The organism is Fundidesulfovibrio magnetotacticus, assembly GCF_013019105.1.
GTDB lineage: Bacteria > Desulfobacterota > Desulfovibrionia > Desulfovibrionales > Desulfovibrionaceae > Fundidesulfovibrio > Fundidesulfovibrio magnetotacticus.
In genome coordinates, this window is record NZ_BLTE01000011.1 from 122,654 (window position 1) to 134,779 (window position 12,126).

The following is a 12,126-nucleotide window of genomic DNA, read 5'->3' on the forward strand; positions in this document are numbered from 1 at the left end:
GGTGTTACCAATTGTGTCAAGGTGGACATCGCATGATCCGAGACAACCTGATCCATTTCCTCAAGTCCCTGGGCGCGGACGACCTGCGCTTCGTGCTGGACCGGGTGGGCGACGGGGAGCAGGGTGCGTCCTGCCAGGGAGGTGAGCGCCAGGGCAAGGCCCCCTGTCCGGCCAAGAGCTTCGACGTGCCCTCCGACGTGAAACACCTGGACCCGGCGCAGCTCCTGGCCCTCACGGAGTCGTTCCGGGCGTGGCGCGAGGCCGCGGCCAGCCCGGCGCGCAGGCGCTCCCGGACGCGGCTGTGGCTGCTCTTCCTGCTCATCCGCTACGGGGCGCTCAAGCTGGGCGAGGCCATCACCGTGGACGACCGGGAGGATTTCGACTTCGCGCGCTCCGCGCTCGCCGTGCGCGGCGACCACGCCCGCGCCGTCCAACTGCCCAAGGAAGTCTCCCGCGAGATCGCCGCGCGCCTGGACGAGCCCGCCTGCGCCTCCCTGCGCGGCGAGGTGTTCCACCTGGACCAGGGCTTCGTGCGCCGCAAGTTCTACGAGCAGGCCGACGCCTGCGGCGTGCCGCGCGAGCTGGCCAATCCCCGGGTGCTGCGCCACTCGCGGGCCGTGGAGCTGCTGCGCGAGGGCCTGCCCATCAAGGTGGTCCAGACGCTCATGGGCCACCAGAGCGCGCACCTCACGGCCCAGTACGTGAACTTCAGCGAGTCCGACATCAAGCGCATCGTGAACTACTACATCCTCAAGGAGTCCTCCATGAAGACCAGCGCCCGCAACGCCTTCACCGGCAAGGTCAGTTCCATCCGCTCGGGCAACATCCTGGCCGAGGTGGAGGTGGTCACGGCCAGCGGGCTCAAGGTGGTCTCGGTGATCACCCATGAGAGCCTGGCCTCCCTGGGCATCCGGGAGGGCTCGCTGGTCACGGCCACGGTGAAGGCCCCCTGGGTGATCCTGGTCAAGGAGGACGACAAGCTCAAGACCAGCGCCCGAAACAAGTACAGCGGGCGCATCGTCAAGGTGAACGCCGGGCAGATCTCGGCCGAGGTGGTGGTGGAACTGCCCGACGGCACGCTGGTCTGCTCCCTGGTCACCGACGAGTCCGTGAAGGCCCTGGACCTCAAGGTGGGCGACGAAATCTGCGCCCTCTTCAAGGCCTTCTCCGTGATCCTCAACGTGGAATGACGCGAGCCGTTCAACCTGTTTGGCGAAACCCGGGGCGACCCGGGTTTCGCCGTTTTGGAGGTCCCATGAAAAAGTCGCTGTTTCTTGTCGCGGCGTGTCTGGCGCTCCTGGCCGGTCCGGCCCTGGCCCAGACGCCAGCCTCCCAGCCCCCGGGCGACCAGGGGCTGAGCGTGTTCCACGCAGGAAGCCTGGCCAAGCCCATGGCCGACCTGGCCAAGGCCTTCACCGCCGAGACCGGCGTGCCCGTCACGCTCACGGGCTCGGGGTCCGGGTCGCTCCGGCAGCGCATCGAGGCGGGCGAACGCCCCGGCGTGTTCGCCTCGGCCGACATGGGCAACCCCGAGGCCCTGGCCGCCAAGGGCCTGGCCTCCCGGCCCGCGCCCTTCGCGCGCAACGTGGTCTGCGCCCTGGCGAAGAAGTCCGTGGGGCTCACCCGTGACAACCTGCTGGACAAGCTTATGGACCCCGCCGTGAAGGTGGGAACCTCCACCCCCGTGCTGGACCCGGGCGGCGATTACGCCTGGATCGTCTTCGACAAGGCCGAAGCCCTGAAGAAGGGAGCGGCCCAGGCCCTGAAGGCCAAGGCGATCAAGCTCGTGGGCGACCCGGCGCTGCCCATGCCCCCCAAGGACTACCCCCGGGGCCAGATCGCCTGGCACCTGGAAGAGGGCCGCGCGGACGTGTTCCTGGTCTACCTGACCACCTCGCGCCTGGCCCTGGCCGAGCTGCCGGGCCTGGAGATCGTGGAGCTTCCGGAGAGCCTGGCCGTGGGGGCGCTCTACGGAGTCTCCCTGGTGGAGGGACACACGCCGCGGGCCAAGGCCTTCACGGACTACCTGCTGGGACCCAAAGGTCAGGCCGTGCTGGAAGGCTACGGCTTCCGAAGGCCCTGACGGTCCAGGCCGGGGAGCCGGGCGTTTCGTCCGATGACGGAGGCCCGCGCTTCGGCGCGGGCTCTGCTTGATGACAAACCCCGAGACGGGGTTCGTGGGAGCCGCTGGCGGGCGGCAAAGCCGCCCTGCTCCAGGCTGCGCTTCGCGCAGGGCTCCTGAAAAGCCGCAAGGCCGGCCTTTTCAGAAGCCACGGCCCGCGCTTCGGCGCGGGCCGAGCCCTTTCAGAACGCCCCCAGCCTGCGCAGCGCCCAGAACACGCATGCCGACACCGCGCCCAGGAGCGTGCAGAGGGCGGCGGCGCTCTCGAACTCCCCGGCGGATACGGCGTTGTAGATCTCCAGCGAGAGTGTGTTGGTGCGCCCGAGGATGTTGCCGCCGAGCATCATGGTGATGCCCACCTCGCCCAGGGAGCGCCCGAACGCCAGGATCATCCCGGCGGCCAGGGAGCGGCGCACCGCCGGGAGCACCGCCAGGAAGAAGGCCTGGAGGGGCGTCTTGCCCAGCACCAGGGCCGCCTCGGCGAGCGCGGGCGGCAGCGAGCGGATGGCCGACTGCACCGGCCGCACCACCAGGGGAAGTCCGGCCACGAAGGAGGCCAGGACCACGCCGTGGAAGGAGAAGACCAGCTCCACCCCCGCGTGCTCCAGGAGGAACGCGCCCACCACGCCGCGCCGCCCCAGAAGCATCAGCAGCACGAACCCGATGGCCACGGGCGGGAAGACCAGGGGCAGGGTGACGGCCATCTCCACGGCCGTCTTCAGGGGCGAGCGCCCGCGCGCCAGCCACGCCCCGAGAGCCAGCCCGGCCGCGAGGTGCAAAGGCAGCGTGACCAGGGCCGTGCGCGCCGTGAGCCCCAGGGCGAAGAGCGCGTGGGGTTCGGCCAGGGCGGCCAGCCACGGGCCGGGCCCGGTCACAGCCCGTGCTTGGCGAGCAGGGCCTTGGCCTCGGGCGTGCCCAGGAAGCGCAGGTAGGCCGCCACGGCGGGCTTGGCCTTCGCGCCTGGCAGCAGGCCGCCCACGATGCGGATGGGCTCGTAGAGCGACTGGTCCACCTCCACGAAGCCCCCGATCCGGTCGCGCACGCCCAGGGCGTCGGTGAGGTTCACAAGCCCGGCCTTCACCTCGCCCGTGACCAGGTAGGCGCTCACCTGGGGCACGGTGGAGACCTCCACCAGCCTGGGCCGCACGCTCTCCAGGAGCCCCGAGCGGGTGAGGAATTCCATGCCCGCCTTGCCGTAGATGGCGTTCTTCGTGTCGGGCAGGCCGATGCGGTCGATGTCCGGGGCGGCGATGTCGCGGGGCGCGGCGAGGGTCACGCCCGAGGCGTAGGCCACCACGAGGCGTCCCCGGCCCACGTCGAGAAAGTCCTCGAAGGCGAGGTCCTTGATGCCCTTGAGGAAGTCCAGGTCGCCGAAAAGGATGTCCATGCGCCCGGATTCCCTCGCCTGGGCGGCCATGTGGCCCATGTGGCCGTAGCTCTCCACCACGTCGATGCCGGTCTGGCGGCTGAAGGCGGCGTTCACTTCGGCGAGCAGGCGCTTGTAGCCCGCGCCCGCGCCCACGGCGAGGGATTCCGCGCGGGCTTGCGGGGCGCAGAGGGTGAAGAGCAGGGCCAGGGCGGCCAGAATGCGCAGGGTTTTCATGCTTCGAGCCTCCGTGCGGTCTCGCGTTGCCGGATGTACTCCCGGCTGAGGTCCAGGTCGCGCCGCATCGCCTCCAGGCGATTGTCCAGCCAGTCTCCGGCTTCGCGGCCGTCCACGAGGCAGGTCACGGAGTCGGCCAGGCGAAGGGCCTCCTCCATGTCGTGGGTCACCAGCACCACGGGGATGGCGAGCGAGAGGGCGCAGCGGCGCAGCAGCGAGCCCAGGGAGCGCCTGGTCACGGGGTCCAGGGCGGAGAAGGGTTCGTCCAGGAGCAGCGCCCCGGGCTTCCGGGCCAGGGCCTGGCACACGGCGCAGCGCTGGCGCTCGCCCCCCGACACGCGCGACGGCCGGGCGAAGCGCAGCTGCCAGATGTCCAGGGCTCGCATGAGGGCCTCGGCCCGGAAGCGGTCGCCCTTGGCGAAGAGCACGTTGTCGAAGAGGCTCAGGTGGGCGAAGAGCCCGAAATCCTGGAAGACCAGCCCCACGGAGCGCTCCCACGGGTGGAGGAAGCGCCCGGAGTCGGTGTCGCACCAGGTGGTCGCGTCCAGGCGCACGGCGCCCTCGTCGGGGCGCTCCAGCCCGGCGAGGAGCCGAAGCAGGGTGGACTTGCCCGCCCCGGAGGGGCCCACCACGGCGTGGACGCCCGGCGACGTGAAGGAGAGGTCCACATCCAGGGTGAAGCGTTCCAGCCGTTTGCGCACCCGCGCCGACAGGTTCACGACGCGCCTCCCGGCAGCTCTCCCGGCTGGGCCGGGTGAGTGCGCAGCAGACCCTCGGGAAGCGTGGGAGCCGGGGCCGGGGCGGCGTCCCCGAGAACGCCCATCAGGTGGGCAGTAGTGAGGATGGCCCGGGCCAGGGCCTCCGGCGCGGTGATCATGGGCGCGTGCCCGGAGTCCAGGAGCGTCACGGGCCAGCCCGAGGCGCGGGCCTTGGCGGCCTGGGCCTCGATGAAGGGGTTTGGGTTCCCGGTGCAGCGGATGAAGCCGGCGGGCAGGGCCGGATCGGGCAGCCCGAAGGCGAAGGGGTCGGTGAAGGCGGCCAGGGGCGTGGATGTGAGCCTGGCCGCGAAGGCCGGGGCCTTGGCGTGCCCCGCCACGCCGAACGCCGCCAGGGGCCAGGGCCGTACGAGCCATCGGTCGTGCACGTGGGCCGCGAGCGTCTTGGCGAACTCCGGCCCGGCCATGTCTCGGAAGGAGCGGCCCGGCTCCGGAATCAGGGCGTCCACGTAGAGCACGGCCCGGGCGAGCCGGGGCAGGCGCGCGGCGGCGGCCGTTGCCGTCAAGCCCGAGTAGCTGTGCCCCACGAAGACGCACGGACCCGCCATGGCGAAGGCCACGGCGTTTTGCACGTCGTCCACGTAGCCCGCCAGGGACTGCCCCTCGGCCAGCAGGTGCGAGCGGTCGCCCAGTCCGGTCAGGCCCGGGGCGAGGGTCTCGTGCCCCTGGGACTCCAGCAGGGCGGCCGTCTCCTTCCAGACGAAGCTGCCCTGGAACGCGCCGTGCACCAGGATGAATGTCGCCATGTGTCGTGCTCCCCCATGTTTTGGGGGAACACTAGCCGTGGCCCGGCCACCGGGACAACCGTGTCACCGCTTTGCGCGGGAGGGTGACTCCCGCCTGCCCGGGACCCGCCTAGTCGCCGGGTTCGCACTGCTGCACGGAAAGCTCGCCCTGGAAGCGGCGGGCCTCCCGGACCGGGCGCACGGCGAAGCGCTCCAGGCAGCCGGCCCGGCCCCTGGTGTCCACCTCCCAGCGCCAGCCGTTGGGGCCGGGCTCCTTGCGCAGGGGCCAGAAATTGAGCCATGTCGTCTCGGAAGCCTTGGGCGCGGCCTTGTCGCGGCGCACGGCCAGGTCCACGGGGTATTGCACGGCCTCGTCGCGGGCCGCGTCGTAGCCGAAGACCGAGGAGAGCATGAGCATGCAGTTCCCCGCCGAGGAGAGGTGGAACTCCCGGGCCTGGCCGTCGCCGTCAAGGTCGCGCAGGCGCAGGATTTCGGGGCGTCCGGCGCGGTCCTTCCCGGCGGGTTCCGGCACGAAGTAGGCGAACTCCGGCCCGGCGGGGATGCGCCAGGGGAGATCGAAGGTGTCGCGGTCCTCCAGGGGGTCGGCGATCTTCAGGGTGTTGCGCGTCGCGCCTGTGCCCACGTCCACCAGGGAGAGCCGCGCGGGGCCGCTCCAGGAGGAACCCCGGCTGTAGTCTGGGCAGGTGTATTCCTCGTCGCGGGGGTGTTCCTGGCGCTTGGGGTCGTCCATCCAGAGCACGTAGGCCCGGCCCTGGACGCCGGGCACGGGCGTCGCCTCGATCACCCGGGCCTTGGGAGGCAGCGAGGCCTCGCGCCCGGCGAGTACGGCCGTGTTGACCCAGGCGGGCCTGCCCTGCGCCTGGGGCGGCACGGCGAAGCGCCCGTCGGGCCGGGCCTTGAAGACCTCCGTGGTCAGGGCGTCGATGCGCCACTGCCCGGCCGCTTCCTGGGCCTGGGGGCCGCAGGCCTGGGCCTCCACGGTCACGGTGAAGCCGCCGTTTTTGTACTGGCTGGAGACGGCCTTGAGGCAGCCCGTCGTCAGGCCTGGCTGCTGGGCGGCGATCCAGGCCAGGAGCAGCGGGGCGGCCTGCTCCTGGGTGAGGGCCGCGCGGGAGGCGGCGGGCGTGCAGACCAGCACGGCGAGAAGCGTCAGGACATGGGCGTGGCGCATGGCGGTTCCCCCTTTGCGGGGTACGTTAGCGCGAATGCCCCGCGAGGCCAACAGGCTCGTGCGGGTTTGTCCGGTGAAGAGCGGCCCGGGTCGTCACGTCGGTCCCGTTCGTTCGCGAACGGCCGCGCATGGCCAGCCTGTTGGGGATGGTCGCGGACTGTTGAAAATGTGCCGTCAGGCGTCGTCCAGGTCCTTCCCGGCGCGCAGGAGCGCGCGCACCTCTGTGAAGCGCCGCTCCATGGCCGAGAGTTCCTCCAGGGCGGCAGCCTCGGCCGGGGAGCGCTCCACCACGCGGCGCACCGCCCCGTGCTCGAACACCAGCCGCCGCTTCGCTGAGAGGGCCAGCACAGGATCGTGGGTGGCCATCACCACGATCTTGTCCGAGCGCACCAGCAATTCCAGGGCCTTGGACTTGTCCACGCCCGCGTTCTCGATTTCGTCGATGAGCAGCACCGGCGACCAGCTCAAGAGCGCCGTGTCCGCGATCATCAAGGCGCGCGACTGCCCCCCCGAGAGCTGCGTGAGCTGCGTGCCCGGCCCGAAGGGCTCCCCGGCCAGGGCGTTGGCCGCCTCCAGCACGCGTCGCGCGGCCTCTTCGGGGTTGGCCGCCTCACGGCTGTGGGCGTGGGTGCGCACGAAATCGAGCACGTTCATGTCCAGCACGAAGTTCATGTTCTGGGTCAGCTGGGCCACAAGGCGTCCCTGCAGGGCGAAGCGCTCGTCGGCGTCCGGCGCGCGGCCGTCCAGCAGGAGCGCGCGCCCCGTGGGCGTGTCCGCGCTGGCCATGGATTCGATGTCGGAGAGGAAGCGGCTCTTGCCCGAGCCCGTGGGGCCAAGCAGCGCCGTGACCTCACCGGGCCGGAACGTCACGCCCGCGGCCTCGGGGCGTCCCGACTTGTCGCGCCCGGCCGTGAGCGTGAGCGATGCCAGGGATTTTCCGGCGTCAGTCTCCATGGGGGCCTCCGAAACGGGCCTTTTTCACGTTGCCCTTCTGGTAGCGCTCGCCGATGCGCGTCTCCGAAAGGCAGTAGGAGCACACGGCGGCGGGCATGGAAAAACGCAGGCGCATCTCGGTGACGCTCGCGACGTCCGGGGCCATGGCCATCACCCGGGCCAGCTCCGCGCAGCCCTGGCCCGTGAGCCCGTTCACGTGGCGGATCACCGCGCGCTTGTTCATCTGGCGGATGCGGTAGCGGTAGACCTCGCGCTCGGCCTGGGACACGAGATCGCCCTTGGTGACGATCACCAGGTCGGCCATGCGCAGCATGGGGCCGATCTTCTCGGGGGCGTCGATGCCCATGAGGTTGTCGATCACGCACAGGGCCAGCGCGCCCCGGATGTGCGGGGAGCAGCGGTTGCAGAGCCCCGCCGTCTCGATCACCAGGCAGCCCGCCCCCGTGCCCTGCGCCCAGGCGAAGGCCTCCTCCAGGTTGGAGGCGTAGAAGTGGTCCGGGCACAGGCCGCCGGAAAAGGCCACCACGGCCCGGACCCCGGCTTCTTCGTAGAGTTCGGCGTCGCGGCTTTGCAGGCAGTCGAACTTGACCACCGCGCAGCGTTCGCCCTCCCCGCCCAGGGCGCGGCAGGCCCTGGCCACCACCGAGGTCTTGCCGCACGAAGGCGGACCGGCAACCGTGACCAGCTTCACCGCGCGGCCCGCACCAGCGCCCGGAAGCGCGCGTTGAGCTGGTCGCGCAGGGCGTTCACGTCGTTGTCCTCGATGTAGTCCCAGCCCACCCACTTGAGCTTCGCCTCGGGCGGCAGCGGCGAAGGCCGCGAGCCGTCCATGGGCGCGAACCACGCGGCGCTCTCGATGGAGGCGAATCCCGAGGCGAAGAACTCCAACACCGGGGCGAGCCGTTCGTGCTCCGAGGCCTTGGCCAGGAAATAGAGCGGGCTGGCCGCCGCGCCGTCCTCGGGCCAGAGGATGCGGATGTGCTCGGGCTGGCGCGTGCTCTTGGCGAAGAAGGCCGGGATAACGTAGATGCCCCCCGCGCGCTCCTCCGAAGTGCCCACGCTCTTGACCATGCTCGACGAGTGCATGAGCCCCCGCGCGTTGGACGCCAGGGCCTCCAGGCCCTCCATGCCGAAATCCTTGTAGAGGTTCAGCACCACGGCGTCGGCCATGTCGTCGCCGTCGCCGCACATCACCACCTCGCCCTTGTAGCGCGGGTGCAGCAGGTCCTCCCAGCGCCGGGGCAGGGGCAGGTCTCCCAGGCGGCGGGTGTCGGCCATGAAGATGTAGGGCGTCGCGCCGTACACCGTGTAGCGCCCGCGCGGATCCACCAGGCCCGCGCGCTCGTGCAGGGGCGAGAGCGTCCGGGCAGGGGCGGACTTGAAGATTCCGGGGCGCACGAAGCGGTCCGCGAACTCGCGGCTCCAGAAATCCCCGAAGCCGATGGAGCCGATCACGCCGGGCAGCCGCGCCGGATCCGTCTCGCGGCGGATGGGATCGTAGGGGTCCACGGAGGTGCAGCCCATGGGCAGGTGGAACCTGAACGACTCGCCGCGCGCCGCATACCCCGAGGCCACCTCCTCCAGGGCGCCCTGCACCACCAGCTTCACCGGGCAGGGCGCGTAGAGCAGCAGGTCCACCGGCTCGCCGGGCAGCCCGGGGGCGTCCTCGAGCCCCATGGCCCGCACGGAGTTCATCAGGTCGTCGAGAGCTTTCATGTGTGTTGTCCTTGGAAACAGGCCTTTCAAAAAAGTGCGGTCTGTTTCAAAAATGTAGTGCTGCAAACGCCCTCGATCGGCCCCACGGGCCGTTCGCGGCGCAGCGTCCGCTTCACGATACACCCGCAGCAAGAGCCGCGCCACCCCGCGCCGTTGCCTCCCGGGGCGATACCGCCTATGACATCGGGAAACCGACCCCGCGAGGCACGCCATGCTCCATCGCCGCCCGGTCCCGGCCGCTCTCCTGGCCCTGCTCCTCTTCGCCCTGGCCCTGCCCGCCTTCGCCGCCCAGAAGACGCCCAAGCCCAAAGAGCAGGCCGCCCCGGACCCCAACGCCCAGTCCCTCGCCGAGTTCTTCAAGGACGAGGCCGTCACCGCCCCCAAGGCCCTCGACTTCAAGATCGAGGCCGGCTACGCCGACATCCGCGCCGAGACACCCGAAGCCTCCGGCCGCTACTTCCTCGCCGGGCAGGCCCTCGCGGGCGTCGCCCCGGACATCTACCGCCTCGACCTCACATTCAAACACAAACTCCAGCGCGACATCATCGACCTTGCCCCCGAGTATTTCTTTACCCAGGTTAAAACGTATTACTTTTGGTATAACGGCGGTAACAAGATCGTCTTCAAACTCGGCAACGGCAAGAAAGCCTTCCCCATCAGCAAGAAGGAACTCACCGAAATCAAGGTGAAATCGCTCGAAACCTACACCATCGAAAAGACCAAGCTGCCCATGGATCTCGTCATCCAGGACGGCAACACCAGAATCTACCTGCAGATCAAATTCATCTGAACCGGATACGGCGCAAGGCGGAACTGCTTGCTGGGGGGGGCGGGGAAGTCGCCTTCATGCACGGCTTCGCCCCAGACGCCACCAGACGACACCGAACGCCACCAGATCCGCCGGATGCCGCCAGACGCCAACAGGGCTTCGCCCCGGACCCCACCAGGGCTCCGCCCTGGACCCGGCAGGGCGCTGCCCTGCACCCGCCAGGGGGGGCTCCCCCCTGGACCCGGCAATTGCTTCGCGGGATTCCCAGGCTAAGCCTGTGTTGGCCGCGCCGACGCCGCTTTCAGTGCGGCCCGTCGAGCCACCCCGCGCGAGAGCGTCGGCATCGGCCGGGCACTCGCGGCTGCGCCGTCCGTCGCGCGGGGGGCGCGTACAGCCGCGAATGCCCGCGCGAGGGGGCCGTGGCGCTTGCGCCGTCGTCCTAGTGTTTTCTCTGCAGGCGGGCGCGCAGCACGATGGCGATGAGGTTCATGCCCAGCACGAGGGCGATGAGCACCAGGGCGGTACCGTACTGCAGGGGGCGGGTCTTTTCGATTTCGGTGCCCGCGGTGGCGAGCACGTAGATGTGGTAGGGCAGCGCCATTACGTCCGAGGTGAGGGATGTGGGCAGCTTGGGCGCGAAGAACACGGCGGCGGTGAACATGATGGCGGCCGTTTCGCCTGCCGCGCGCGAGAGGCCGAGGATGGCCCCGGTGAGCATCCCGGGCAGCGCGGCGGGAAGCACCACCAGCCGGATGGTCTGCCACTTGGTTGCGCCCAGGCCCAGGGAGGCCTCGCGGTAGGTGCTGGGAACGCTTTTCAGGGCCTCCTCGGCCGTGCCGATGATCACGGGGAGCACGAGGATGGTCAGCGTGAGCACCCCCGAGGCGATGGAGACGCCCATGCCGAAAAAGGTGACGAAGAAAGCCAGGCCGAAAAGCCCGAACACCACGGAGGGCACGCCAGCGAGGTTGGCGATGCCCAGCCGGATGAGGCGCACGGTGCGCCCGGGCCGGGCGTACTCGTTGAGGTAGATGGCGGCGCACACGCCCAGGGGGAAGGCCACGAGCATGGAGCCCACCGAGAGGATGACGGTGCCGATGATGCACGGGAGGATGCCGCCCGCGGTCATGGAGTCCCTGGGCGGCTGGGTGAGGAATTCCCAGCTGATGGCGGGCAGCCCGTTGACGAAGAGAAAGGCGCAGATGATGCCCAGCGCGGCGGCGTTGACCAGGGACGAGCCCCGGAAGACGCCCCACATGAGGCTTTGCATCTGGCGGCGGCGCTTGAGGTGTTTTGTGTCGATGCGCATGGTGAGCCTCCTTTAAAGCGTGGCCGCGCCGACCTGCTTGTGCTTCTCGGCTATGTGCTGGGCCACGATGTTGAAGGCCAGCGTGAAAAGGAAGAGCACCACGCCGATGGCGAAGAGGGCGTGGTAGTGGTCGGAACGGAAGGGGGCCTCGGCCATTTCGGCGGCGATGGAGGAGGGCATGGGCCGAAGCGGCGAAAAGATGGAGTGGGGGATCATGGCCGCGCCGCCCGCCACCATGAGCACCACCATGGTTTCCCCGATGGCCCGGGACATGCCCAGGATCACGGCGGTGGAGACGCCCGAGAGCGAGGCGGGCAGAATGACGCGCCGGATGGTTTCCCAGTGCGTCGCGCCCAGGGCCAGGGAGGCCTCCTTGAGTTCGCGGGGCACGGCGTAGATGGCGTCCTCGGAGACGGAGCAGATGGTGGGCACGCTCATGAAGGCGAGCATGAGGCTCGCGTTGAAGAGGTTCAGGCCCGTGGGCAGGTCCAGATGGTCCTGAAGCAGCGGGGCCACCACCACCATGCCGAAGAAGCCGATGACCACGGAGGGCAGCGCGGCCAGGAGCTCCACCAGGGGTTTGAAAATCCCGCGCGCCCTGGGAGTGGCGATCTCCGAGAGGTAGACGGCCGTGGTGACGCCCAGGGGGATGGCGATGAACGAGGAAAGGGCCGTGACGGCGATGGAAGCCACGATGAGCGGGAAGATGCCGAACTCGGGCGGGTCCGCCGTGGGGTACCAGAAGTTGCCGAAGAGGAAGTCCGGCACGCTCACCAGCTTGAAGACGGGGAAGCCTTCGAGGAACAGGTAGACCATGATGAGCGCCAGGGAGATGATGGAGACGAGCGCGGTGACCAGGAAGAAGCACCTGATCAGGTCGTCCTTGAGTTTGCGGCTGATGGCCACTGGGGGCTCCGTGAAAAGCGCGGGCCTCCCCCGGCGTGGGGGAGGCCCGGATGC

Annotated in this window: 13 protein-coding genes; 3 read left to right on the forward strand and 10 right to left on the reverse strand. The window is 69.9% G+C overall.

The annotated features are described in order from the left end of the window. The first annotated feature begins 32 nt into the window (after positions 1–32). Together NNJEOMEG_RS12725 and NNJEOMEG_RS12730 are read left to right on the forward strand one after the other, a co-directional pair. Positions 33–1,190 (forward strand): TOBE domain-containing protein, encoded by a 1,158-nt coding sequence (locus tag NNJEOMEG_RS12725; protein ID WP_173085011.1) that lies wholly within the window; start codon positions 33–35, stop codon positions 1,188–1,190. 65 nt (positions 1,191–1,255) lie between these two features. Next, on the forward strand, positions 1,256–2,083 hold the full coding sequence (locus NNJEOMEG_RS12730) for an extracellular solute-binding protein (protein ID WP_173085013.1): 828 nt from the start codon (positions 1,256–1,258) through the stop codon (positions 2,081–2,083). A 221-nt stretch (positions 2,084–2,304) separates the two neighbouring features. Here the strand turns inward: NNJEOMEG_RS12730 and NNJEOMEG_RS12735 are convergent, their stop codons facing one another. From NNJEOMEG_RS12735 to NNJEOMEG_RS12770, 8 genes are all read right to left on the reverse strand, one after another. Next, positions 2,305–2,997, reverse strand: a complete 693-nt coding sequence (locus tag NNJEOMEG_RS12735) for a molybdate ABC transporter permease subunit (protein ID WP_173085015.1) — start codon at positions 2,995–2,997, stop codon at positions 2,305–2,307. Continuing rightward, entirely contained in the window at positions 2,994–3,725 is a 732-nt protein-coding gene (gene modA / locus NNJEOMEG_RS12740; protein WP_173085017.1) for a molybdate ABC transporter substrate-binding protein, read from the reverse strand. The genes NNJEOMEG_RS12735 and modA overlap by 4 nt, the downstream gene beginning before the upstream one ends. After that, a complete protein-coding gene (locus tag NNJEOMEG_RS12745; RefSeq protein WP_173085019.1) occupies positions 3,722–4,444 on the reverse strand; it encodes an ATP-binding cassette domain-containing protein in 723 nt (240 codons plus the stop codon). The genes modA and NNJEOMEG_RS12745 overlap by 4 nt, the downstream gene beginning before the upstream one ends. Next, complete coding sequence (locus NNJEOMEG_RS12750) at positions 4,441–5,247, reverse strand: alpha/beta fold hydrolase (protein ID WP_173085021.1); 807 nt, start codon at positions 5,245–5,247, stop codon at positions 4,441–4,443. The genes NNJEOMEG_RS12745 and NNJEOMEG_RS12750 overlap by 4 nt, the downstream gene beginning before the upstream one ends. Before the next feature lie 109 nt (positions 5,248–5,356). Continuing rightward, positions 5,357–6,418, reverse strand: a complete 1,062-nt coding sequence (locus NNJEOMEG_RS12755) for a hypothetical protein (protein WP_173085023.1) — start codon at positions 6,416–6,418, stop codon at positions 5,357–5,359. 174 nt (positions 6,419–6,592) lie between these two features. Then, a complete protein-coding gene (locus NNJEOMEG_RS12760; protein ID WP_173085025.1) occupies positions 6,593–7,372 on the reverse strand; it encodes an ATP-binding cassette domain-containing protein in 780 nt (259 codons plus the stop codon). After that, positions 7,362–8,063, reverse strand: coding sequence for a GTP-binding protein (locus NNJEOMEG_RS12765; protein ID WP_173085027.1), 702 nt, complete (start codon positions 8,061–8,063; stop codon positions 7,362–7,364). The genes NNJEOMEG_RS12760 and NNJEOMEG_RS12765 overlap by 11 nt, the downstream gene beginning before the upstream one ends. Beyond that, positions 8,060–9,088 carry an ABC transporter substrate-binding protein gene (locus tag NNJEOMEG_RS12770; RefSeq protein WP_173085029.1) on the reverse strand — a complete coding sequence of 343 codons (1,029 nt, stop codon included), beginning with the start codon at positions 9,086–9,088 and terminating at the stop codon, positions 8,060–8,062. The genes NNJEOMEG_RS12765 and NNJEOMEG_RS12770 overlap by 4 nt, the downstream gene beginning before the upstream one ends. Before the next feature lie 211 nt (positions 9,089–9,299). Between NNJEOMEG_RS12770 and NNJEOMEG_RS12775 the strand changes: the two genes are divergently transcribed. Beyond that, entirely contained in the window at positions 9,300–9,878 is a 579-nt protein-coding gene (locus NNJEOMEG_RS12775) for a hypothetical protein (protein ID WP_173085031.1), read from the forward strand. Between the two features lie 418 nt (positions 9,879–10,296). On the opposite strand, the gene pstA is transcribed toward NNJEOMEG_RS12775, so the two are convergent. Both pstA and pstC read right to left on the reverse strand, forming a co-directional pair. Next, entirely contained in the window at positions 10,297–11,166 is an 870-nt protein-coding gene (gene pstA / locus NNJEOMEG_RS12780; RefSeq protein WP_173085033.1) for a phosphate ABC transporter permease PstA, read from the reverse strand. Between the two features lie 12 nt (positions 11,167–11,178). Beyond that, complete coding sequence (pstC, locus tag NNJEOMEG_RS12785; protein ID WP_173085035.1) at positions 11,179–12,072, reverse strand: phosphate ABC transporter permease subunit PstC; 894 nt, start codon at positions 12,070–12,072, stop codon at positions 11,179–11,181. Between the last annotated feature and the right edge of the window lie 54 nt (positions 12,073–12,126).